At 55.2% G+C, this 21,606-nt stretch carries 22 protein-coding genes and 4 pseudogenes; 10 read left to right on the top strand and 16 right to left on the bottom strand.

Annotated elements, in window-relative coordinates:
* The first annotated feature begins 85 nt into the window (after positions 1-85).
* Positions 86-808 (top strand): SDR family NAD(P)-dependent oxidoreductase, encoded by a 723-nt coding sequence (locus tag HKK54_RS22485; RefSeq protein WP_169387867.1) that lies wholly within the window; start codon positions 86-88, stop codon positions 806-808.
* Between the two features lie 471 nt (positions 809-1,279).
* Here HKK54_RS22485 and HKK54_RS22480 read toward each other — a convergent pair.
* The 3 genes and pseudogenes from HKK54_RS22480 to HKK54_RS22470 form a co-directional block, all read right to left on the bottom strand.
* Positions 1,280-1,489: pseudogene (locus tag HKK54_RS22480) on the bottom strand (transposase domain-containing protein); the annotation flags it as partial.
* Between the two features lie 444 nt (positions 1,490-1,933).
* Positions 1,934-2,296 carry a VOC family protein gene (locus HKK54_RS22475; RefSeq protein ID WP_169387866.1) on the bottom strand — a complete coding sequence of 121 codons (363 nt, stop codon included), beginning with the start codon at positions 2,294-2,296 and terminating at the stop codon, positions 1,934-1,936.
* A 39-nt stretch (positions 2,297-2,335) separates the two neighbouring features.
* Positions 2,336-2,770 carry a winged helix-turn-helix transcriptional regulator gene (locus HKK54_RS22470; RefSeq protein WP_202026866.1) on the bottom strand — a complete coding sequence of 145 codons (435 nt, stop codon included), beginning with the start codon at positions 2,768-2,770 and terminating at the stop codon, positions 2,336-2,338.
* 46 nt (positions 2,771-2,816) lie between these two features.
* On the opposite strand from HKK54_RS22470, the gene HKK54_RS22465 reads away from it, so the two are divergent.
* Both HKK54_RS22465 and HKK54_RS33840 read left to right on the top strand, forming a co-directional pair.
* Positions 2,817-3,632: an SDR family NAD(P)-dependent oxidoreductase gene (locus HKK54_RS22465; protein WP_169387865.1), complete on the top strand. Its 816-nt coding sequence runs from the start codon at positions 2,817-2,819 to the stop codon at positions 3,630-3,632.
* Between the two features lie 137 nt (positions 3,633-3,769).
* Positions 3,770-3,931: pseudogene (locus HKK54_RS33840) on the top strand (transposase domain-containing protein); the annotation flags it as partial.
* 17 nt (positions 3,932-3,948) lie between these two features.
* Here HKK54_RS33840 and HKK54_RS22455 read toward each other — a convergent pair.
* Complete coding sequence (locus tag HKK54_RS22455; RefSeq protein WP_169389329.1) at positions 3,949-4,344, bottom strand: RidA family protein; 396 nt, start codon at positions 4,342-4,344, stop codon at positions 3,949-3,951.
* A gap of 116 nt (positions 4,345-4,460) precedes the next feature.
* On the opposite strand from HKK54_RS22455, the gene HKK54_RS22450 reads away from it, so the two are divergent.
* The gene (locus HKK54_RS22450) at positions 4,461-5,387 is read left to right on the top strand and encodes a LysR family transcriptional regulator (protein WP_169387864.1); all 927 of its coding nucleotides are present in this window, start codon (positions 4,461-4,463) and stop codon (positions 5,385-5,387) included.
* A 335-nt stretch (positions 5,388-5,722) separates the two neighbouring features.
* On the opposite strand, the pseudogene HKK54_RS22445 reads toward HKK54_RS22450, so the two are convergent.
* Positions 5,723-6,130 (bottom strand): annotated as a pseudogene (locus tag HKK54_RS22445) (IS3 family transposase); the annotation flags it as partial.
* A 90-nt stretch (positions 6,131-6,220) separates the two neighbouring features.
* Here HKK54_RS22445 and HKK54_RS34020 point away from each other — a divergent pair.
* The 5 genes and pseudogenes from HKK54_RS34020 to HKK54_RS22425 all read left to right on the top strand — a co-directional run.
* Positions 6,221-6,364 carry a DUF3363 domain-containing protein gene (locus HKK54_RS34020; RefSeq protein WP_442962309.1) on the top strand — a complete coding sequence of 48 codons (144 nt, stop codon included), beginning with the start codon at positions 6,221-6,223 and terminating at the stop codon, positions 6,362-6,364.
* A 230-nt stretch (positions 6,365-6,594) separates the two neighbouring features.
* Positions 6,595-7,056, top strand: coding sequence for an Rrf2 family transcriptional regulator (locus tag HKK54_RS22435; RefSeq protein ID WP_169387863.1), 462 nt, complete (start codon positions 6,595-6,597; stop codon positions 7,054-7,056).
* Positions 7,049-7,183, top strand: coding sequence for a hypothetical protein (locus tag HKK54_RS33800; protein ID WP_272902940.1), 135 nt, complete (start codon positions 7,049-7,051; stop codon positions 7,181-7,183). The genes HKK54_RS22435 and HKK54_RS33800 overlap by 8 nt, the downstream gene beginning before the upstream one ends.
* Positions 7,184-7,234: 51 nt before the next feature.
* Positions 7,235-7,855, top strand: coding sequence for a class I SAM-dependent methyltransferase (locus tag HKK54_RS22430; RefSeq protein ID WP_169389328.1), 621 nt, complete (start codon positions 7,235-7,237; stop codon positions 7,853-7,855).
* Positions 7,856-8,023: 168 nt separating this feature from the next.
* Positions 8,024-8,274 (top strand): annotated as a pseudogene (locus tag HKK54_RS22425) (DUF2840 domain-containing protein); the annotation flags it as partial.
* 206 nt (positions 8,275-8,480) lie between these two features.
* Here the strand turns inward: HKK54_RS22425 and HKK54_RS22420 are convergent.
* From HKK54_RS22420 to HKK54_RS22370, 11 genes are all read right to left on the bottom strand, one after another.
* On the bottom strand, positions 8,481-9,419 hold the full coding sequence (locus HKK54_RS22420; RefSeq protein ID WP_169387862.1) for an AraC family transcriptional regulator: 939 nt from the start codon (positions 9,417-9,419) through the stop codon (positions 8,481-8,483).
* Between the two features lie 22 nt (positions 9,420-9,441).
* Positions 9,442-10,275, bottom strand: a complete 834-nt coding sequence (locus tag HKK54_RS22415; protein ID WP_169387861.1) for an oxidoreductase — start codon at positions 10,273-10,275, stop codon at positions 9,442-9,444.
* A gap of 331 nt (positions 10,276-10,606) precedes the next feature.
* Entirely contained in the window at positions 10,607-11,821 is a 1,215-nt protein-coding gene (locus HKK54_RS22410) for a serine hydrolase domain-containing protein (protein ID WP_169387860.1), read from the bottom strand.
* A gap of 15 nt (positions 11,822-11,836) precedes the next feature.
* A complete protein-coding gene (locus HKK54_RS22405) occupies positions 11,837-12,676 on the bottom strand; it encodes a MipA/OmpV family protein (protein WP_169387859.1) in 840 nt (279 codons plus the stop codon).
* Positions 12,677-12,900: 224 nt separating this feature from the next.
* Positions 12,901-13,425, bottom strand: a complete 525-nt coding sequence (locus HKK54_RS22400; RefSeq protein WP_169387858.1) for an acyloxyacyl hydrolase — start codon at positions 13,423-13,425, stop codon at positions 12,901-12,903.
* 205 nt (positions 13,426-13,630) lie between these two features.
* Positions 13,631-14,785: a sensor histidine kinase gene (locus tag HKK54_RS22395; protein WP_169387857.1), complete on the bottom strand. Its 1,155-nt coding sequence runs from the start codon at positions 14,783-14,785 to the stop codon at positions 13,631-13,633.
* A gap of 50 nt (positions 14,786-14,835) precedes the next feature.
* The gene (locus HKK54_RS22390) at positions 14,836-15,525 is read right to left on the bottom strand and encodes a response regulator transcription factor (RefSeq protein WP_169387856.1); all 690 of its coding nucleotides are present in this window, start codon (positions 15,523-15,525) and stop codon (positions 14,836-14,838) included.
* Positions 15,526-15,606: 81 nt separating this feature from the next.
* The gene (locus HKK54_RS22385; RefSeq protein ID WP_169387855.1) at positions 15,607-16,821 is read right to left on the bottom strand and encodes a serine hydrolase domain-containing protein; all 1,215 of its coding nucleotides are present in this window, start codon (positions 16,819-16,821) and stop codon (positions 15,607-15,609) included.
* A gap of 39 nt (positions 16,822-16,860) precedes the next feature.
* On the bottom strand, positions 16,861-17,601 hold the full coding sequence (locus HKK54_RS22380) for a TorF family putative porin (protein ID WP_169387854.1): 741 nt from the start codon (positions 17,599-17,601) through the stop codon (positions 16,861-16,863).
* 386 nt (positions 17,602-17,987) lie between these two features.
* A complete protein-coding gene (locus HKK54_RS22375; protein WP_169387853.1) occupies positions 17,988-18,590 on the bottom strand; it encodes a TetR/AcrR family transcriptional regulator in 603 nt (200 codons plus the stop codon).
* 147 nt (positions 18,591-18,737) lie between these two features.
* The gene (locus tag HKK54_RS22370; RefSeq protein WP_169387852.1) at positions 18,738-19,370 is read right to left on the bottom strand and encodes a TetR/AcrR family transcriptional regulator; all 633 of its coding nucleotides are present in this window, start codon (positions 19,368-19,370) and stop codon (positions 18,738-18,740) included.
* Between the two features lie 58 nt (positions 19,371-19,428).
* Here HKK54_RS22370 and HKK54_RS22365 point away from each other — a divergent pair, with 58 nt between their 5' ends.
* Positions 19,429-20,937, top strand: coding sequence for an FAD-dependent oxidoreductase (locus HKK54_RS22365; protein WP_169387851.1), 1,509 nt, complete (start codon positions 19,429-19,431; stop codon positions 20,935-20,937).
* Positions 20,938-21,606: the final 669 nt, after the last annotated feature.

Below are 21,606 nucleotides of genomic sequence, written 5' to 3'. Positions count from 1 at the left end.
GCCTCCTTTGCAAGATTTAGTATCGAACATAAAGTAAGTATCTAAAGGAGATCATACCGCCTCCCTCTATCGAGCGTCAGGACACATGAAAAAAGTAGTTCTTATTACCGGCGGAACGTCCGGGATTGGCCTTGCACTGGCTGAAGCGTTCCTACTGCAAGGAGCCGATGTGGTGGTGTGCGCGCGCAGCGAAGAATCCGTGCTGCGCTTTTCGCAGAAGCATCCGGGCGCACTCGCCTTGAAGGCTGACATCACGTGCGAGCCTGACCGGCGCGCAATGCTGGACACCATAGCAAGTCGGTTTGGTCGCCTTGACATTCTGGTGAGCAACGCTGGAACATACGTCGAACGAGACTTCGCAGCAGGTGTGGATGCCATTCACGGACTTGAGCAAGAGGTATCTGTCAATTTGACCGCCCCCATTGCTCTCACCGGCGATGTATTGAGTCGATGGCATTCGATGGAAGCCATTGTGTTTGTGACTGCCGGATACGCTTTGGTGTCTCCGACGAAAGCTCCCACATACGGCGCGGTCAAAGCTGGTCTACGTGGATTCGCCGAAGGGCTGCGGCGGCAACTAGCGCCGAAGGGCACACACGTGCTGGAAGTCCTTCCCCCCGCAGTGGATACGCCGATGAATGCAGGCAAAACGATGCCAATGCTTCCCGCTGCCAAAGTGGCCGCCATCACACTGAAAGCGTTGGCAGCACGAAACGAATTGGCTCTGCCTGGACAGACCCGATTCCTCCCCCTGCTTCTTCGCGTTGCTCCCTCTACTATCAAACGTATGGTCGCTGGCCCTGCATAAAAGGTAAGCGTACGGTCAATACACCTTGCGCAGTGTCATCAGGGCCACAAGTAATCATGAATCTTCAGACACTTCGATTTTCGTCGGCATTTTCGTGCTTCACCGGCCGAACTGTCAGCTCGACTATCAATGTCGGTGCACTGGCTTGTGAGGTCTTGAAGAGCCGGGTTGGCGAGTCAAGGGTTAGCGCCAGTTTGTCTGTCACTGTCCCGTAAGATTTTTTAAGCTTTTGATCACGTGGTCGAGCCGCGCGTATTCGTGGATCTTTTTAACCGCAGTTGATTCAGCATTCAGTCTTCGGCGTCTTGGAACTTCCGCATAATTGCGTCGAACTCCGCAGGCGTAAGAGGGCTCGGCATACCATCGCGCGCCTCAGAGCCCTCTAACGCGGCTGCAGTTATCTCCCTAGGTCGTTCGATCATTAAATCCCCCGGTAGGGAGTAAGCGTGCGAGGAATACGCCTCGCGCAGATCAGCCAGCCATCCACTGATGCGGCAATAGCTGTTCGATCTCACTGGCTTTCTGCATCGGCGACCGCGTCGGTACTTCCTTTATGTACGCATACGGATGATGCCCGTTCATACGCGCCGACTGGATCGGGCTCATGATCGCCGCCGCCCGTTCACCAGTGCGCAGAGACCTAGCGAACAGCCAATTGGAACGTCCAAGCGCCCACGGTTTCGCGTCGACGGCGTAACCTGGCACCGCGCAGCGAGTATTCATGACCTTATCTATGGCGAAGCTGTCGATTCCACGATGCTGATCCCACATATGCTAGGCGTTCATGGGCGGAGGTCGAGGATTCAATAAAAAAGGTGGGTTCAAGAGGTTACCTCCAAAACGGGTGTGACGAAGTCTGTTAATACTATCGGTCACAGCTGGCGAACGCGCAGCTTAAGGTTGCGCGTCTGCTTTTGGCGGCAAAGAGAGGATGAGATTATCCTTGGACGGTCGCCTGATCGCTCGCCATGACACGATGAGGGTTGCTGGCGCTACGCTTTTATGCGGCTCCTCGCTCATAGAGTCGGAAGTCCTCAAACAAACTTTAATCCCGTCTATCCGTTGCCCTGTAGAGGCTTCTGATGCGATCTGCATTCAATCGGAGCGCTTGATACGGGCCATTTTTTATGGCTTTGAAAATACGTTGACCAAGTTTCCATCTGGATCACGGAGCATCAGGGAAATATTACCCCAAGGCATTTTCGTAACGGGCATCACAATCTTTGCATCACTTACTCTATGGAGCACGGCCTCGACATCGTCCACTTGAAACTCCAGGATGGCCGACCGGTTGCTGGCTGCACTTGCCAGTCCCTTGTTATGAAGGCGGATCAGACGTTCATCACTGAAAGCCAACACTGCCCCGTCGAAGTGGATTTCGGCGAACCCATCAGCAAGATGGGTCGCCTCAATGATCGAGAGGTCCTGATAGAACTGGACGAGCTGTTGAAAGTTGTTGGTCACTAGGCGAACAGACGAGAAATTCATGGTTTGACCTGACAGAAGTGAAGGGCCCTCACTTTAACTCTAGTCAGTGTCAGTTTCTGACAGTAGCGTTCGACCTGTGGCTCGCGATATCGCGGTGGATGCAAGGTGGCTTACCGAAAATCTGCGCACCGCTATGAGCACGGGCAGGAGTTGCCTGCCCGTTTCCGACAATTGATATTCGACCCGGCGCGGCTTCACATCGAAATCTATCCGCTCAATCAAGCCATCTTGGGCCAGCTCACGCAGATGCTCCGTCAACATTTTCTGGGAGACGCCTGGCAAATCCCGTTTCAGTTGTAGGGTGCGCATTGAGGGATCGGCGTAGAGCCTGAAAAGAATGGGTAATTTCCAGCGCCCCTGGATCATTCGTATCACTCGGGCCACGTGTGCGACCGAGCCCTCCGGCCCAAGGCAGATTTCCCGCTCCTCGTGAGGGATGGGCACATAAAAGTGCGTACTGGTCTCGTCCATCATCTCTCTCTACCTTGCTAAGTGAACATCATTGAAAAGGGGTTGGCAGGTGGATTTGAAGTTGAGCGGTAAGAAGGCGCTGGTCACCGGCAGCAGCAAGGGAATTGGCGAAGCCATTGTCAGGAAACTCGCACTTGAGGGCGCCGTCGTCGTCGTGCACGGTCGTGACGAAGCCCTGGCAGAACAAGTGGCCGCCGATATCATTATGCGGGGCGGGAGCGCGTATGTCGTGGTGGGTGATCTGACAGACGAGGATGAGGTGCGGCGGTTGGTGGACTCGGCAGAAAAGCTCGCGGGGCCTATCGATATATTGATCAACAATGCGGGCGGTTCAGGCGGTGTGAAAGAAACCTGGAAAGACACGCAGCCTGCCTCATGGGCCCGTGCCTATGATCGTAATGTCCTCGCTGCCCTACGCGTCACCACGCGCTTACTGCCCAACATGCAGGCCGCGCAATGGGGGCGGGTGATCAATATTTCTAGCCTTGCTGCAACGATGCCCCCCCCCACGGCACCCGACTATTCGGCGTGCAAGGCGGCGATAAACGCGATGACGGCCTCGATGGCGAAAGCCGTCGCAGGCGATGGGGTAACCGTCAATGCTGTTTCTCCCGGCACGATACACAGCTCGACACTTGAAGCACGTTTTCGCGAAGTGGCCCACGAGCATGGCGTGGCGAGCAAGGGCGCGCCATGGGAAGAAATCGAACGTGCTGTCCTGCCGATGTTTGCCCAGGTTCCCGTTGGGCGGGTCGGGCGGCTCGACGAAATTGCAGCGGCCGTCGCGTTCCTTGCCAGCCCCATCGCGGGCTATATAACCGGCATCAACTTGCGGATTGATGGCGGCCTATCTCCCGTACTCTAACGATTTTTGCAGCGCGAGGTCCGGCCACAACAGCAACTCCTTGTTCGCCATGGATCAAAACGATGAGTAAATCGTCGACATCTCAGCGCAAGGTGGGATGCCGGGACATTTACACTGGGGTGCCAAAGTCGGCTCTTGCTCGGGCGCTGCGCAGCGGCAAACGTGCTGACGCGTTAATGAGCCTGATTCAGTCGGCCAAGCTTAGTAGGCATGACCCGTATCCCTACTTGAAGGACGTTATGGAGCGACTGCCAACGCAGCGCGCAAGTGAAGTCGTTGAGTTATGCCTTTTCGCTTAAGGTGAGCAGGCATAGACTCAGTCGTTAGGGAGTTTAGCGACAACCTTGATCTCAACATCGAAACCGTACAGCCAAGTGACCCCTACCGCCGTTACGGTGGGGAAAGGCGCTTCGCCCCAATACTCCGGCACGACTTCCCACACCTGTTCGAAGATCTTCTGCGGCTCAACCATGAAGACGGTAACGTCTTGGACATCATCAAAGCTGCAACCTGCTGCGGACAGCACCGCGTTGAGATTCTCAAAAGCGCGTCGAACTTGTGCTTTGAGCTCTGGCTCCGGTGACCCATCTTCACGGCTGCCCACTTGCCCGGAAACGAAGAGCAAGCCATTGGCACGTACCGCAGCTGAATAACGGTTGCGCTCGTAAAGGGCCTGACGGCGGGCGGGGAATACAACATCTCGTTGGTTCATCAGAAAACTCCAGCAGTTGGGAAACGACATGAACACTTTACGGCGCTTGCTCGGGTGCGATAAACAGGCAATGCTGGCCATCACTGTTTGTAATACCCAAACAATATGGAGCACCCATGGATCGTTTCGATGCCATGCAAGCCTTCGCGCGGGTGGTAGAGACCGGTAGCTTTACTCGGGCCGCCCACACCTTGCACATGAGCAAAACCACAGTGAGCCAACTCGTCCAGCAACTGGAGGCGCGCTTGCGCGTGAAGCTGCTCAATCGCACCACGCGCAAGGTGAAAATGACCGCCGATGGCACCGTCTACTACGAGCGGGTGCAATTCTTGTTGGCGGCGTTAGATGATGCTGAAACCGCGCTATCCAGTGCCGCAGCTGCGCCGCGTGGGCGACTGCGGGTGGATGTGCCCAGTCCGCTGGCCCGGTTGCTACTGATTCCGGCTCTACCGGCATTCCATGAGCTCTACCCGGATATCCAGCTGGATCTAGGCGTGAGCGACCGTCATGTAAGCCTGATAGATGAGAGCGTCGATTGCGTGATTCGTGGCGGAGAAATCACCGACACCTCCCTGGTCGCGCGGCACATCGCCGACCTGCCGCTGGGAGTGTACGCAGCACCCTCGTACCTAGCCCTCTATGGCGTGCCGGCACATCCGCGCGAATTGCAGGAAGGCGAGCATCGTGTCGTGGGGTATCGATGGGCGCGAACAGGCAAAGCGCTCCCTTACACCTTGCGGCGCATGGGCGAACAGTTGGAAGTGCACGGCCGACATGTGCTGGCCGTAGACGATGGCAATGCCTATCTAGCAGCGGGACAGGCTGGCCTGGGGGTACTATGGCTACCGCGATATATGGCTTTGCAACCAGTGGCGAGTGGCGAACTTGTGCCGCTGTTCGAGGACTGGGACATCGCGTCGATGCCGCTATATATGGCCTATGCACCGAACCGCCATGTTAGCCTAAAATTACGTGTGTTCATGGACTGGGTAATGGAGTTGATGATCAGGCATGTGCCGGAGATTACTCTGCCCACGCGCTGACACTCCATAGATCTCTGACACCGTCGCGCCTAGTTGCAGACACTCCTGAACAACCTAGGACTTGACAGGTTTTGGGTAAAATTTTCGTTGGTGTATTGGGGGCCTGAAGTGAAGGTCAATCGCGCCCGCTTAAAAATATTCGGACACCATCGTCCTTAATACTGGAGTTCGGAGGTGTATTGCCTGGACGCTACTTTCGAATCGAATCGTGGCAGGAAAACTTGATGTACCGCTGTCGACGACAATGCCTTGACCGGAATAAGGGCAGTTTGTAGTGCCAGGTTTTTCTGCGCGTGCACCCGAATTTATTAGTGGACAAGATTAGTGAATCGCCCCGGTTTAAGCCGCCAAACGGCCATCAACAATGCGTCAATAGCCAGATCGCTGGTCATCTGCGGCTTCATCGACCAGCCAATCACCTGCCGAAAAAACAAAACGAGCACCACCGCCTAAAATAACCAACCCTCATAGGTGCGAATGTAGGTTATGTCCGTGACCCAGACTTTGTTAGATTCGGAGGCATTGAATCGACGCTCCAGGTAATTCGGCGAAGCGACTGGAGGCTTGCCACAGTAACGCCACGGTCGACGTCGGTAACACGTGTACGAGCGCATCCCTTCCTGACGCCTTAGTCGAGCAACTCGATGCCTGCCGCACTGTTCGCCAAGCTCGCGCAGATCATCATGGATTTTGCGGTAGCCGTACACACCGCCGCTCTCTAGCCGCAAGCGTTTGATCAGGCCAGCGCGTGATCTTGGCACGCAGTCTGTTGAGGACATTACGGGGGGCGCGAGATCGATTCCGTAGCCAAAGCCATCGCTACAGAAACCGGCATGACTCATCGACCAGTAGCCGATGGGGAGCGCATCAGCGGCACCTATCGCTGTAGCGTACAAATCGTCAGCGGCCGTTTCGACATACTGGATGATGGCGTGGGATTCAGCCTGTTGCCGGGGAAGCCAATGATCTGCGGTTAGGAAAGACAACTACAGCTATTGTGCGCGGAGGTGGTACGTCGTGGAGTTTCAGCCGGCAGCGCGGCCCTTCGCTATTGAATGACGATGCACGCACGGTTTAGGTGATGCAGACTAATGGCGACGTCGCGCACTACGCGCTGCGCTCGTGGCCCTCACTGAACTCAAGGCGCTTGCGACGAATTCGCTCCACGCCGTTGATATTTTCGACATCATGTAATATTGTAATTTACATGAGACGAGATAGCCGATTATCAGGAGTACTTCACATCCTGCTGCACATGGTGCAGCAGGATGGCCCCGTTACGTCCGAGGTTCTGGCGAAAGCGATGGACACCAACCCGGTGGTGATCCGCCAGAACATGGCGGGACTTCGGGACGCCGGATACGTCCGATCAGAAAAGGGACATGGCGGCGGGTGGACGCTCGCCTGCGACCTATCACGGGTAACTTTACGCGACATCTACAACGCGCTCGGCTGCCCATCGCTACTCGCCATTGGCAACCGAACGGAGGCGCCCGGCTGTCTTGTCGAACAGGCGGTAAATGCCGCTCTCAATAAGTCATTTCAGGACGCGGAGGGGCTACTGCTTTCGAGCCTTGGCAAAGTGACGCTTGCAATGCTGAGTGCTGACGTTAGCGGCCACCTTGCTGCCCCTGGCGGATTCCATCATCCGGAGATGGATCATGAGTAGGTGCTCCTGGAGCAAGAGTCTCGCCGAGCGGGGCGAAGGCCACGTCCGACGGTTGTCGGGCACACGGCGCAACGATGACGGCACGGTGAACGAGACCGACGACTCGCGACTCACTCGAAGCGAGTGATTACGCAAACCATCACAAGGCGCGACAAACGAGATCGGAGCCGTGACCAACATGACTGAGTTCTGGGAAACCGCCTTCACCGAGAAGCAACTGATGTGGGGGAGCGAGCCGACCTCCTCTGCCATCTTCGCGAGCGACCACTTCGCTCGAATGGGCGTCAAGGATGTCCTGATCCCCGGGGTTGGGTACGGCAGGAACGCGAAGGTGTTCGTCGATCACGGGATGTCAGTCACTGGGATCGAGATCTCAGACAAGGCGATCGCTCTCGCCCGATCGCAGCTCGGCCTCCACATTCCCATCCACCAAGGCTCGGTGGCGAACATGCCGTATGACAGCAGGCAGTACGACGGCATCTTCTGCTACGGGCTTATCTATCTTCTAGATGCCGAAGGGCGCGCCAAACTCATCCGAGACTGCTACCGCCAGCTGACGCCCGGTGGGCAGATGATCTTCACGGTCATCTCGAAGGCAGCTCCGATGTATGGCCAAGGAGCAAGGCTGGACGACGATTGGTACGAAAGACTGCCTGGCCTGACGATGTTCTTCTACGATGCTGCCTCGATTGAGCGGGAGTTCGGCCCGCACGGCCTGTTCGAGTTCTCCGAGATCGATGAGCCGACGCCAGGTGGCGGCTCTCTGCCGTTCATTAATGTGGTTTGCGAGAAATGCTGAGCAACGTCCAGGGGGCAGTCCCCGTAACACTGTGTCCGAAATGCTGCGCGCCATGCTGGATCGGGAGTTCCCGGAGTAGACATCATGACTACAAATACTCAGGACCAAATACCAACAAAGGCAGCGGTGGCAGCTTCGTAGCACGCTTTCAATGGCCACGCAAGCAAGATGCAGTTGACCCGTGTGGCGCTCGCTTATGTGAATAAGCGCATCAACCTCTATATGCGCTTCGGCAACCCGGTGCGCACCAGCCAGCTTGACCGCTGGCGGCGCAGCTCGGTGTTCCTGCCTGCATTCATCTTCCGTCGCATCCGCTACGCTGGCAGCTCATGGTGATGCGGGCCTGCACGCCGCTGGACGAGGTGCAGCGCATTCCCGGCGTAGAACCCGGCGCGCGCATCCTGCTGCACGCGGAAGGTGGCCCCCCGAATGACCTTCGACGTTACTGACGTTTGAACAGCCACTCCAAGCACGGCGCTATTACGCGCCCCGCCCGCCGCGTACTCGATTAGCAATTGCCAATTTCGCGCGTCCTTCGTAAGCGTCTGGGCAGCACATCCTGCTGACCCTGACCCTGCCCCCCCCCGGGACGCCCAAGACGATGGTGCAATGGGTAGACCCATTCCTAATGCGACGAGACGTAAATAGACGGCGTAGACGGCGCAGGCAGTGCATAGGTCGCATTCATCCATTCGATCTCTGCGTGGGGCGTTCGCCCAAAGAAACGTTTGAATTCGCGGCTGAATTGCGAGGCGCTTTCGTAGCCGACATTGAACGCAGCCGTCGAAGCAGTCATTGCGTTGCGTAGCATCAGCAATCGCGCCTGGTGCAGGCGCGTCGACTTCAGGTACTGCATCGGTGACAGGTCCGTCACTCTGCGAAAGTGCAGATGAAAACTGGGCACGCTCATATTCGCCTCTTGAGCAAGGGACACAACATCCAGGCGCTCCTGGTAGGAACAGTGGATCTTGCGGATCGCGCGAGTGACCTTACCGAAATGCCCCTGACAATTGAGCGCGGCGCGCATTGAGCCACCCTGCTCGCCGGTTAGGATCCGGTAGTAGATCTCGCGCACCAGTGACGGCCCGAGTATTTGCGCTTCGATCGGATTGCTCATCGCCTCGAGAAATCGCTGCGTCGAGGTGCGCAGCAAATCGTCCATTGGTGAGGCATACATGCCCTTGGGCTGAGCATCACTTGGCCCCAGAGCTTCATCCACTTGCGGCATCAGCTCGCTGGCAAGCCGGAAATTTAGGCGCATGTAGACCGCTAGCATCGGTTCCGCTTCGCTGGCATCAGTCTCTATTGTGAAAGCTACAGGGACGGACACCACCAGGTAGTGCTGGGCATCGTAAATGTAGACATCATCGCCTAAATAGCCGCGCTTGCGCCCTTGGCACAGGATCACTATACCGGGGTCGTACAAAACCGGAGTGCGAACCAGCGGGCGGTTTGAACGCAAAAAGCGTATATCCTCCAACTCGCTCAGATTGTAGCCCTCGACTGGCGCGAGCTTTTCCATCAAATGCACCATGCTTGAGGTGCGTGGACCAGCCTGAGTCATTGGTGTCCCCTCTGCCTGCCACTCAACCGTCGGTTGAACGGGTCAGTGCTTCCCACTGATCAATCTCACTGGCCGCGCGATTCAGCTTTTCACGTACCAGACCCAGCGCATCACTGCCCAACAGTAAGTGTGCCGGTGGCGTCGGGCTGGCAATAACTTGCAACATCGCTAGCGCAGCCTTTTGCGGATCGCCTAGCTGCTTTCCGCTCTTCTCTTCGCGAGCTTTGCGCACCGGATCGAAGCTGGCGTCGTAATCGGCAATGCTCCTCGGAGTGCGCTGCATCGAACGACCGGCCCAGTCAGTGCGAAACGAACCAGGCGCCACGGCGGTCACAAAGATGTTGAAAGGCAAAAGTTCCTTGCTCAGCGTATCGGAAATACCTTCGAGAGCAAACTTGCTCCCGCAATAGTACGCAATACCCGGCATCGTGATTGTGCCGCCCATGGAGGTGATGTTGAGGATGTGACCGGCACGACGCTTACGAAAATAAGGCACGAAAGCCTTAGTCACTGCTACCGCACCGAACACGTTGACGTCGAATTGGCGACGCATCTCTTCCAGCGGCGACTCTTCGAAGATGCCCTCATGACCGTAGCCGGCGTTGTTAACCAACACGTCGACCGGGCCGTAGGTTGCTTCAATAGCAGCGACTACGCTGTCGATCCGGGCGAAATCAGTGACATCCAGAATTACACCATGAGCATGATCCACGGAGAGCGCCTGAAAGTCCTGCAAGGCGGTTTCACTACGCACGGTACCGATTACACGGTGGCCCGCTGCTAGAGCTGCCTGCGCCAGAGCGTGTCCAAAGCCACTGCTCACCCCCGTGATGAATAAAGTTTTTCTGCTGTTCATGATGAACTCCAATAAGTAGGTACGAGGCGATGATATCTATCTAAAAACGGGTCAACTATGCCGGTTTGTCTCTGAACATTGCATATTCCTATCAGAGTCAACAGTTAAATGGGTGAGCGTTTTAACCACGCAACATTGGTCGGATAGGAGTCAGGTGGTTGGAAGTTAGGTCAGGTTTCGGAAAGCACTAACATAGAATAAACCACCCAAATCATTAATATGCCTACTTTATATTGCAGTGGCGTAGTGCAGAAAATTTCGGTGCTGGAGTCATGGTGAAAAAAAGGGGGTGGTCGCCCAATCCAAAACTACCAAAGCCTAAACAATTGCTTCAATCGATACTCTTGGCAATCTGCCGGAAAAGCTCGATGGTCTCTTTCTCGCGCCACGACGACTCCTTATCCGCTTTGGCGTAGTTACGCGAGGCCGATAGCTTAACGATCACGGTTTGCTGGTCTGGGCTGACGTAGATGAACTGGTTGAAAATGCCGATGGCAGAGTAGTCATGCTCCTGCCCCTCTGGAAGCCACCATTGGTAGCCATAGCCCATGGTACTGTCGCTGTTGTTTCGCTTGCCGGGCATTAGGTAAGGGGCATCCGGAGTCAGGGAGTCCTTAATCCATTCGGCAGGAACAATTTGCTTGCCGTTGAGTTTGCCGTTGAGGCGATACAACTCTCCCAGCCGCGCGTAATCACGCGCAGTGGCGTTGTATCCACCGAACGTCAACGTATGCCCATAGTTATCTTTCAGCCAATAACCATCGTCGGTGGCGCCCAGAGGCTGCCACAACTTTTCCTGCATGTAAGCAGCAAGGGATTGACCCGTAGCCGCTTCAAGAACCAGCCCAAGCACCAGCGTGTCGGCCGAACAATAGTGATTGAAGGAGCCGGGCTGGCGTTCGTTCTTCAGTGTCCTTACAAAATTCAACAAGGACGAGCCAGAGGCCATGACGCCGCCCAGGCGGGCAACGTCGCTGTTGGGGTTCGAATAATCCTCGTCCCACCGAACGCCGGACGACATCTGCAGAATGTCCTTGAGCCTGACGCCGTCATATGCGGAACCTTTCAACGCCGGAAGGTACTTTGACGCTGGGTCTTCGATGCTATGGATAGTGCCCTCCGCAACCGCGATACCATAGAGCGCGGATACAAAGCTCTTCGCTACAGACATTGATGTCCAGTGCTGCTGTTTCCCTCCCGTGAGCCAATAGTGCTCATAACGTACCTGGCCATTCTTGATTACCAGCAAGGCCGACGTATCGGTGTCCTTGAGCAGGTTTCGGGTAAGGTGGCGACGGCCCTCAAAGCTGTACTCCTTGGGCAACTCTACGAATGCGCCCGATGGCCACTCCACCGGCTGACTGGACTTCTGAACCAATTCGGAAGGAAAAAGCGCCTCCATCCGATAGAAATTCGAATATTGTTCGGCACCGGTAAACAGCTTGCCGACGAAATCGCGGGTATTAGCGGCTCGATTAACACTTTCTGCGTGGACTGTACCGCTCAAGGCGAGCATTAGCGCCAAGGCTATAGAGGCTGATTTCATGATGTTTGACTTCTGTTAAAAGCTGTAATTGATGGCAGCCAGGCCCATTGCCCCGGTCTCGGTTTGTACCAACGGACTGTCGTGGGCTTGGTCGGTGTACTGCGTGACAACTGCGCTGATCACTCCGGACCAATGGTTATCGAACGTGTGCTGCCAGCTGAGCGCGGCAGAATAGGCATAGATTCCGGCATCGGAGTTGAAGCGCTTGAAGCTGGCGGTCTGACTCTGTTCCTGGGAAACGCCGAAATAAGTTTGGTTATAACGACCATCTCCCGCATGGGCATCAACATCCAACGTGACCGTGTCCGCGCTGCCGTGGAAAACAAGCCCCTCGACACTCAACCGATAACGATTGCCACGATGTTCACCGCCCGTGCGCAACTCGGCCTCGCCATTGATTGACAGCCATGGAAGGAGTTGCTGACTCAGGTTGATATCGGCCACTGTCGCGCCGCCAACCGTCCCCATGCCTTTGAGCTCGCTTGAGCCATAGCGAATGCCGTTGTTTTTAGTGCTGCGCCCCATGTCGTAGTTGAATGCAGCGCTGGCAGCGAACCCCGAGTGGCTTTGCCATTGCACGCCCAGCCCACGCAGGCTGTCGGCAAAGAAAATCCCGCGCTGGATACTTAAGGTCGGCAACAGCACACTGCGGTAGTGATTGGCGCCCATGAAACGTGGCGTGACGGCAGCCCCTAACCCCAAGGTAATGTCGGTTTTGTCGCCCCAAAGGCTTTGCGAAGCACTTTCTTCAGCAGCCAGCAGATGACCTGGCGGCAGCGCAATAAGGCTCGTGCAAATTACCAGCGTTTTTATAATCCCAAGGTGAGACGCGGGGGAAGCAGTGTGGCTTTTCATAAGGAAGTTCCAGTGTCGATACGGTGTTGATTAAAAGCGTATTGATCGTCAAAAGCTTTTGCCCACGGTTCCAGGTCCGCGCTGCTTATATGCAGGAAAGGACGACCTCGCCAGCCCTTCTTTTCGGTGCAATTGGTCAGTACTAGGACACCCACGACAAACAGCGTGACTAACTTGAAGATTGACTTTACGTTCATATCAACAAGCCGCTGCGCCAACCTTTCTTAAAAAACATGGGCATAGAACAACGCATAAGACTCAATGCCCGCGTTCGGCTCTTTCAGCCCTGCATTGGAATAATGAATCACCCGCAGTCCCACTCGATCGTTATTGGCAAACTTTACACCCACGCCCAGCCGATCTTCAAAGTTGAAGGAAGAGCCAAGATGACGATCGCCTGCCCGAGTGCCTGAAAACAGCGACACGCCAACACCGGCCTCGATGAACGGCTTGATGGTCGACAGCGTTGTGAATTCATAGACAAACACCGGGGCGAACGAGAACGAGGTGCGGGCCGACGCCTGCCGGCCGCCTTCCCAGTGGGTCACTCCGGCATCCCAATAGCCTGTCAGCCGGCCAGTCTCGCTTTGCAGCCAACTGCGCCCCCAATCGAAACCGAGACCTATGCGACCGGTATAGCCACCTTGGCCGGTACCGCCAATTGCCCCGCTGATCTCTTGCGCCAAGCAGTTGCCGCTAACGACTAAAAGAATGGCCGCGGCAACAGCGAAGGAAGCTTGTTTTTTCATGGCTGTCATTGACCTGAAAAGAATGGGTTTTAATCCGACAGGTCAACGTTGCCGAGGGGCCACAGTTTTATAATGTTCCAAGAATGAACTGTGACACTTCGACGCGCTTTTTGCTCTGCCGTATGTGATAACGGCATTCTGAGGGTTGATACTGAAGAGGCTGTTCAGGCTTTGTTAAGATCTGATCAATAACGAAAAAATGTATTCAACGACGGGAGTAACAGTTCACGGCAGGCGGCCTTAAAGGCAAAAGCACTTTTAGCGTCAAACCGCCGGCAGGCCTGTGGAGGGCCTGAATTTTCCCGCCGTGCGCTTCACAAATCGCCTGCGCGATCGAAAGCCCAAGCCCCCCACCACCGGTAAGCCGCGCCCGCGATTGTTCGGCGCGCCAAAATCGGGTGAACATGTTGCGCAGGTCTTTTTCGTCGACGGCCTGGCCCTTATCCAGAAACTCCAGGCACGCCATGCCGTTCTCACCATAGGTGGCCACGGCAAGCTCCCGGCCTTCGGATGCATACTTGATTGCGTTTTCTATCAGAATATTGACCAACTGTCCCAGCCGCCCCCGATCACCTTCAATGGAATCGGTAAACTCCAGCGCCGTGACAATGTTCATTTCATTGTTTTTAAACTGGGGTGAAAACCAGGCCAGACGCTCCATAATCAGCCTATTTAATGAAAGCGACGCTGCGTGAATTTTAAATTCGCCTGCGTGTACAAGGGAGAGTAGATGGAGATCACCGACAAGCGTGTTCAGATTCTGCAATTGGTCTTGTACCAACCTCAGCTGTTCCGATGACTGCGGAAACACATCATCAAGCATGCCTTGGATTCTGCCCAGGGCCGCGTTGAGCGGCGTTCTCAACTCATGGGCCAAATTGGAACTGGACTCCTTGACCTCCTTCTCATACAGGGAAAGCTTTTCCACCATGCTGTTAAAGTTTTCACACAACGCCTGCATTTCCGTCGGCTGCCGCTTGTTTCCGGTAACCCGTACCGCAAGGTCCCCCCTCGCTACTTTTTTTGCCGCCTCGGCAAGCTTGCCGAACTGACCCGATAGCGGTTTGGACAACAGGAGGCCAATGATGATGGTAATGGGGATAACGATCACCGAGAAAATGAACACGACCCACCAACTCGAATGGTTGCTCGCACCCGAGATAAAATCACCTATATCGTAATAGCGCTGAACAATGTCCCAGAGGCGAGCCTGATTATGTTCAACATCCCCCAGGGCGGAGATGTACTTGGACCGATCGTCCGGTGTCATGGACTGTTGAGTTTGATATTCAGTAATCCAAAAATAGGAATAGACGCAGACCGTGATTGTGATCACCGTACCCACGGCAAGAAGCGTCATCCTCAAACCAATCCATAACCAAAGCGGGCTTGCTCTCATCATAACCTCGGTTATTTAAACCTGTACCCAACAGAACGAACGGTGACCAACGCATCAACAACACCGGCACTTTCGAGCTTCTTGCGCAGGTTATGCACATGGGCATCCACCACCCGGCTCAATGCATCACTTTCAGGCATGCATATCTCCAGAAGCTCTTCGCGGGTAAACGCCTTGTTAGGTGTTCGAACCAACGCCGCCAGCAACAGAAACTCCGAGCGGGTAAGGTCCAGCGTAGCGGAGTCGTTATTGGGGTTGCGCACACCGGCGATAACGCTGTCACTGTCAACCCACACACCATCGCACTCAATCAGGCTCTTGGCATTGGAACTTCCGTAATACCTGCGCAATACGGCATAGACCCTGGCCACCACCTCTCGGGGATTACAGGGTTTAACCACATAATCATCAGCCCCATAGCGCAAGGCGCCAATTTTTTCAGGTTCGTCACCAATGGCGGTCACCATGATGACGGGCGTATCTCCAGCACGCCTGATTTCTGAAAGTAACTCTGCCCCGCTCATCTTGGGCAGCATCATGTCCAGCAATACCAATGAAGGTGCCAGTTGTCGAAACAGCATTAACCCTTTTGCGCCATCTTCTGCCAGGAAAACCTCGAAGCCATCTTTTTTCAGGTAGGCCTCTAATATACTGGCACCATCAGCATCATCCTCCACTATTAATATTCGCTTGTGCATCATGTGTAACCTCAATGGGTGATGGCGCTGATTCAAACGGGGCAGTCATCTGCCCCACATTAATCAGCGGTACTCGATACGGTATCAATCAATACGCTTGGCAATCTGTCGAAATAGCTCGATGGTTTCTTTTTCCCGCCAGGAAGACTCGTTGTCGGTTTCGGCGTAGTTACGTGAAGCCGACAACTTGACGATCACCGTATTGTGGCCAGGGTCTACATAGGTGAACTGGTTAAAGATGCCGATAGCAGAATAGTCATGCTCTTCCCCTTCCGGCAGCCACCACTGATAGCCGTAGCCCATGGTGCTGTCACTGCTGCTGCGTTTACCCGGGACCAGGTGCGCAGCGTCCGGGGTCAGAGAAGCCTTGACCCAACTGGCCGGAACGATCTGCTTGCCATTGAACTTACCGTTCAGGCGATACATTTCGCCAAGCCTTGCATAGTCACGAGCCGTGGCGTTGTAACCGCCAAAAGCCAAGGTATGGCTGAAATTGTCCTTGATCCAGTAGGCGTCCTGGGTGGCTCCCAGTGGCGCCCACAGTTTTTCCTGGGTATACGCCGCAAGCGTTTTCCCGGTAGCCGCCTCAAGCACCAAACCCAGGACCAGGGTGTCTGCGGAGCAGTAGCGGTTGAAGGTTCCCGGCGGCAATTCGCGCTTCAGTGTCTTCACGAAATCCAACAGCGACGAACCGGTGGCCATCACCTGCCCCAGGTGCGCGATATCACTGTCAGCATTGGCGTAATCCTCGTCCCAATGAACGCCGGATGACATCTGCAGAATGTCCTTGAGCTTGACGCCGTCATAGGCAGAACCCTTCAAGGCAGGGAGATACCTGGAGGCGGGATCTTCGATACTGTTAATGGTCCCTTCGGCAATCGCGATGCCGTAGAGCGCGGACACAAAGCTCTTGGCGACAGACATCGAGGTCCAGTGCCGCTCCTTGCCGCCGGTCAGCCAGTAATTTTCATAGCGGACCTGGCCGTTCTTGATAATCAGCAAAGCGGAAGTTTCGGTCTGCGAGAGCAAGTCCTGGGTCAGGTGACGACGGCCGTCATAGGTGTACTCCTTGGGTAGGCTGATTGCTTTACCCTCCGGCCATTCAACCGGATGGCTGGATTTTTGTGTCTTGTCAGAAGGGAAAATCTCTTCCAGCCGATAAAAGTTAGAATACTGCTCGGCTCCGGTGAAAAGGTTGCCAACAAACTCACCCGTATTGTTAGCGCGATTCAAAGTCTCGGCCTGAACCCCACCGGTGAACGCCAGCACGACTGCGAAGGCAATAGGTATAAATTTCATGAAATACTCCAGAGCATAGTTGACGGTAAATATCTCGGATCAGAACTTTTTGCTGACACTTGCAACCAACGTTGCGGTGCAGGCATCACCAAAGCCGATGGTGTTGTAACACTCATGCTTGGAAAGGTCGGTATCAACATAACTTAGCGCCCAGTTCAAGCCTGAATAAATCCGAGACAGTTTTACTTCCCACTCGTGATACAAATTCCGAGTAGAACCGTCAGCACTGAAAAAAACTGGATCCTTGAAATCCATTTTTCCGTAGCGAGTAGCAAGTTTCAAGCCATATGGAATATCATGCTCATAGCCCACCCACGTATACATCGTGCTTTGCCCCTTATCAAAACTTAAGGCATTTTCCGAGTATTGCGCCGCCACTTTGAAACCATAGGCGGTCAATATCCCGTAGGTCTCGGAAAAGTTGGCTTCATTGCCCCGGGTATAGGTGTACTTTATGTAACCCACGTCCATATTGATGTCTTGGGTGAAGGGCACAGACCAACCGGCATAGTAGTCCAGCTCCTGTCGAACATTGGAGCCGCCACCGTAATTCACATTGGATGTCCATGTTCCGAGGTAAAGCCCCGTGGTGTTGCTGGAAAGCATGCCATCGAACTGAACGGCGGGATCATTTTGAGTTTGTGAAATACCACGGGTTCGATACTGGCTCAGCAAGCTGAACGTGGCATCCAATGCCAACTCATCATTCAACTCAACTGCATAAACGCTCGGGGGCAGTAAACCCGCAGCCACGAGTACTACAAGTGTCATCTTCATCATCCACTCATCCTCTAATTATTGTTGTCAGGGTGGGCATTGTTACTAAATCATAGGGCGCTATTAATTATTTTAAGGGCGAGTCGATACCTCTGCGCATTCAAAGGCGCTTGAAAGGGAAAAACCATTTTTATAAGTTTCAGATAACTTTTAATAATCCACGCGAACGCGCCACCGCTGACAAACGATGACCATTACCGCCTTTTCGCTGATCGGGATGACTGCCATGCACCCGAGCGTTCACGGTGAGTATTTTTATCTCGGTGTAATTTTTTAGTCAAGTAAAATAAAATACCTGACTAAAGACAAAGCGCTCCCTCAACGGCGGTCAAAACCGCAGCGCAGGGAGACTTGCAGGGAGGGGAAACGTGTACGAAAGCCCTTGGGGCCTAAGGCTTTAGCCCGGAGAAAACCAGTTCCGCCAGTTGGCGCACATGGGCGAGGTGGGCGTCCATATTCGGCGCCTCCTGCTGAACGTACTTGGCAAAAAGCAAAATGCAGTGGTCGTTCAAGAAGTTGGCCACAAAGTCGGCGTCAAAATCTGCGCGAACCATACCTCGCGCCTGCAGATCCCGCAGTAGTTCGGCAGCCTCCTTGGCCAGGTACTGATCGAACAGACTCAGCCCTGCGGAAATGGGGCTCTGAAAACCGAACGTCATCAGCTCGCGCCAAATAGAAATAGGCAGCGTGGCCAGCTCGCTTTCCATGATGGCCGCGTTGAGGTTGCAGAGTGCATCAATGGCATTGTCGAACTGTGGCCTTCGCAGGCGGGCCCGGCTGACAGCGGCTCGGTCCGCCCTGTCCACCAGCGCGAACAGGATTTCCTGCTTGCTGCCAAAATAGTTGAAGACCGTTGGAGAGGAAACGCCAGCCGCCGCGGCGATCTGCTCGACGGTGGCAGCGCTGTAACCGTTTTTATCAAAGAGATCGATGGCCGCGACCAGGATCGCCTCCCTGCGCTGCTCCTTCTGCCTTTCACGCAATCCGCTCACGACTTCCCCAAATTTTATACTCAGTCAATTGGTCAAATCTTAAACGAATTTAATCAGCAACCAAATATTTTACTGAAATATAAGATTTGCCTGACGAGCGCGCACAAAGGGGCTCGCGTACCGCTTTGTGCGGGCGAAGTGAGGTGCTCAGGCGTAAGGCGTGCCTGCCATTGCAACGCTCAAGCCCACGGACCCTTTGTCGACGATGGAAAGGAAAACGGCCTTCGCGCCCTCGGCATCTCCCTTCTGTCGGAAGGCCCCGTGGGCCTGGATAAGGGCTACGGTCCACGTTGCCAGGAGCAAGTCGGCCACCAAGTGGGCGTCTGGGTCACCAGGGGTTCGCCCTACGCACTCCGACAGCGCCAGTGCGGCCACGTTCGCCACCTCCCCACGTATCGCCCGGGCCCGGGCCTTGAGGGTTTCGCTGCCCTCGATGGTCGCTATGAAACCTTGGCTCCCGGCAGAAAAGCGCACGTAAGGGCTTTGTTGCGCGACCAACTGATGAGCCAGCAAACGCAGCGTCTCGATCGGCCCGACGCCTGGGTCACGCTGGCGCAACACCTCACGCAAAAGCTCGCGACCGTCTTCGTCCCGGTCGAAGAACATGTCCTCCTTGCGTGGAAAGTGGTTGAACACCGTCATCCGACCCACGTCGGCAGCGGTTGCGATCTCATCCACGGTCACCTGATCAAAGCCGCGCTCAAGGAACAGACCCGTGGCCACATTGGAGATAAGTTGCCGCGTGGCAAGGCGCTTGCGAGATTGACGACCGGATGGCATTGACAGAACTCCCTTCATGCAACAAATTATGTACTTAGTATATATTTGGATAAAGTACATGATAAACTACATTGATGCCGTGGTTGTAGGCGCCGGTCCGGTTGGGCTTCTGACCGCTATCGAACTGACCCTGGGGGGCGTACAAGTCCTTGTGCTTGAACGCCTGGCCGCACCGAGCCAGGGGATGAAGGCGATGTCGCTGGTGCCGCTTGGCAGCGAAGCACTGCAACGCCGGGGCATGGCCGCGGCCATTATCCGCGCAGAGACTGACAGCCTCGCGCGGATGCAGGCGTTCAGCACCCAGACCGGCGCCGATCTGCGGGGCCGGGCGGCCAAATTCAGTGGGCATTTTGCTGGCTTGCCTATCCGGAAACTGGCCCAACTCGAGCCGCCACGGCGCGCTCATGCCGTAGATCAACAGGCTCTGGAGTCGATGCTCGCCGAGCGTGCCCGCAGCCTTGGGATTGAGGTGCGCCGAGGGTGTGATGTCACTGAAATCAAACCGATGACAGAGGGCGTCAGCGTGACGTGGCAAACACCCAACGGTGCAGACCAGGTTCACTGCGCCTACCTGGTGGGCTGCGACGGAGGACGCAGTCGGGTACGAAAAGTGGCCGGCTTCGAATTTCCCGGCACAGCACCTACCTCCACGTTCTACCAAGTGATCGCCGAAGTCGATCGTCCTGAATGCCTATTGCCCATTGGTTGGCGTCGGACGTCCGGGGGAGTATTTTCCTACGGCCCAATTCCCGGTCGATTGTTCATGCTGGACTTCACCGGCCCCCCGGCAAATCGTGAGGCGGCGGTCACCCATGAAGAAATCGAAACCGTGCTTCGCCGGGTCAGCGGCCAAGACATCCGCGTGAACAGCCTGCAAAGCGCCAGCCGCTGGGCAGACAACACCCGCCTGGCAAACACCTACCGTCAAGGCCGGATACTGCTGGCCGGCGACGCCGCCCATGTGCACTCGCCCTTTGGCGGCCAGGGCCTGACCCTCGGGCTGGTAGATGCTGCAAACCTGGGCTGGAAGCTTGCCTCGGTGATTCGCGGCGAGATGCCCGACCGCCTCCTGGACACCTACACCGCTGAACGACGCCCAGTTGCCGAAGCCGTGCTGGCCAATACCCTCGCGCAAGTTGCCTTACTGCGGCCCGATCCTCAGTCTGGCGCGCTGCGTGACCTCATGACGACGCTCATGCAACTGGATGACGTGAGCCAACTGATCGGCGCGATGATGAGTGGCCTGGCCACCCGGTATGACCTGGAACAGGAGCACGATGAGGTCGGCCGCTTGATGGGCAACCAGTCGATACACCACGACGCCGCCGTCACCCCGCTCTACGATCTCATGCAGGACGGCAAGGGTGTTCTGCTCGATGCCTCAACCGGGGGGACGCTTTCCAAACTTGTTGCCGCCTGCACCCAGAGGGTACGTTGCGTTTTTGTTGACGCCAGATTTTCAATGCTGATCCGGCCGGATGCCTGCCTTGCCTGGACTGGAGAGGGGAACAACATGAACGGATTGGAGGAAGTCTTGTGTCGTTGGTTCAGCGCGAAAGCAAAGTGAAGGATTTATCTACAACTTGCTCCGCCGGCCTTGAAACTTAGATATTGGCAGGCCCACGAGGAACTAGACAAATATTGTGCCTTTTAGGAACTGCCGCAGGGTCAGCATGTAAGCCTTCACTCGCACGCCTGCGTGGAACTGTTCAGCGAATAGCTCGTATTCCCAATCAGCGGCGCTTTGTTGAAATCGCATTATGCCTATCCACGTTAGCACCAAATATAGCGATGCTGTTACCGGATGCCGGCCTTAAATATTTGCAGTATCCCGACGGCGCTCTGGTTGAAGGGCCAGCTTCAAATTACCTATCAAACCCGACCGCAATAATAAGGCCAAATAATCACTTAAAACCATTGGAAATGCTTTGATGATGTTTCCATTCCGTTTCTCGAGGCTTTTTCTCCATTGACAACGTACTTGACGGCTCGGCCCATAAGGCTCTCGCAACATCATCTGAAAAAACCGGATGTTGTTGGTCTTCAGCCGCCCATGAGTTGAACACGTCAATAGCGGTCAATGCTCATGCTGTGTTTCTCCGCTCTTTTTTGTAATCGACGATCTAATTTGGCTTCTCAAGTCCCTTATGGTTCCGACGCTGAGAGGGGGGGGTCTGTGTACTCATAAGAATAAGCCAAGCGAAGCGCATCGTGCACGATATCGTCATCAGCGAAG

Source organism: Pseudomonas sp. ADAK13, assembly GCF_012935715.1.
Lineage (GTDB): Bacteria > Pseudomonadota > Gammaproteobacteria > Pseudomonadales > Pseudomonadaceae > Aquipseudomonas.
The sequence above is the reverse complement of the archived record's forward strand: the minus strand, read 5'-3'. Positions and strand labels throughout refer to the sequence as shown.

What these genes read in the sequence shown, in the direction of transcription:
- HKK54_RS22430 (WP_169389328.1), top strand. Translation starts at nt 7,235, where the DNA reads ATGACTGAGTTCTGGGAAACCGCCTTCACCGAGAAGCAACTGATGTGG.
- HKK54_RS22370 (WP_169387852.1), bottom strand. Translation starts at nt 19,370, where the DNA reads ATGCCATCCGGTCGTCAATCTCGCAAGCGCCTTGCCACGCGGCAACTT.
- HKK54_RS22365 (WP_169387851.1), top strand. Translation starts at nt 19,429, where the DNA reads ATGATAAACTACATTGATGCCGTGGTTGTAGGCGCCGGTCCGGTTGGG.
- HKK54_RS22385 (WP_169387855.1), bottom strand. Translation starts at nt 16,821, where the DNA reads ATGAAATTTATACCTATTGCCTTCGCAGTCGTGCTGGCGTTCACCGGT.
- HKK54_RS22420 (WP_169387862.1), bottom strand. Translation starts at nt 9,419, where the DNA reads ATGACTCAGGCTGGTCCACGCACCTCAAGCATGGTGCATTTGATGGAA.
- HKK54_RS22485 (WP_169387867.1), top strand. Translation starts at nt 86, where the DNA reads ATGAAAAAAGTAGTTCTTATTACCGGCGGAACGTCCGGGATTGGCCTT.
- HKK54_RS22395 (WP_169387857.1), bottom strand. Translation starts at nt 14,785, where the DNA reads ATGACGCTTCTTGCCGTGGGTACGGTGATCACAATCACGGTCTGCGTC.
- HKK54_RS22475 (WP_169387866.1), bottom strand. Translation starts at nt 2,296, where the DNA reads ATGAATTTCTCGTCTGTTCGCCTAGTGACCAACAACTTTCAACAGCTC.
- HKK54_RS22405 (WP_169387859.1), bottom strand. Translation starts at nt 12,676, where the DNA reads ATGAAAAGCCACACTGCTTCCCCCGCGTCTCACCTTGGGATTATAAAA.
- HKK54_RS22390 (WP_169387856.1), bottom strand. Translation starts at nt 15,525, where the DNA reads ATGATGCACAAGCGAATATTAATAGTGGAGGATGATGCTGATGGTGCC.
- HKK54_RS22380 (WP_169387854.1), bottom strand. Translation starts at nt 17,601, where the DNA reads ATGATGAAGATGACACTTGTAGTACTCGTGGCTGCGGGTTTACTGCCC.
- HKK54_RS22400 (WP_169387858.1), bottom strand. Translation starts at nt 13,425, where the DNA reads ATGAAAAAACAAGCTTCCTTCGCTGTTGCCGCGGCCATTCTTTTAGTC.
- HKK54_RS22470 (WP_202026866.1), bottom strand. Translation starts at nt 2,770, where the DNA reads ATGATGGACGAGACCAGTACGCACTTTTATGTGCCCATCCCTCACGAG.
- HKK54_RS22415 (WP_169387861.1), bottom strand. Translation starts at nt 10,275, where the DNA reads ATGAACAGCAGAAAAACTTTATTCATCACGGGGGTGAGCAGTGGCTTT.
- HKK54_RS22410 (WP_169387860.1), bottom strand. Translation starts at nt 11,821, where the DNA reads ATGAAATCAGCCTCTATAGCCTTGGCGCTAATGCTCGCCTTGAGCGGT.
- HKK54_RS22455 (WP_169389329.1), bottom strand. Translation starts at nt 4,344, where the DNA reads ATGAACCAACGAGATGTTGTATTCCCCGCCCGCCGTCAGGCCCTTTAC.
- HKK54_RS34020 (WP_442962309.1), top strand. Translation starts at nt 6,221, where the DNA reads ATGACTCATCGACCAGTAGCCGATGGGGAGCGCATCAGCGGCACCTAT.
- HKK54_RS33800 (WP_272902940.1), top strand. Translation starts at nt 7,049, where the DNA reads ATGAGTAGGTGCTCCTGGAGCAAGAGTCTCGCCGAGCGGGGCGAAGGC.
- HKK54_RS22435 (WP_169387863.1), top strand. Translation starts at nt 6,595, where the DNA reads ATGAGACGAGATAGCCGATTATCAGGAGTACTTCACATCCTGCTGCAC.
- HKK54_RS22450 (WP_169387864.1), top strand. Translation starts at nt 4,461, where the DNA reads ATGGATCGTTTCGATGCCATGCAAGCCTTCGCGCGGGTGGTAGAGACC.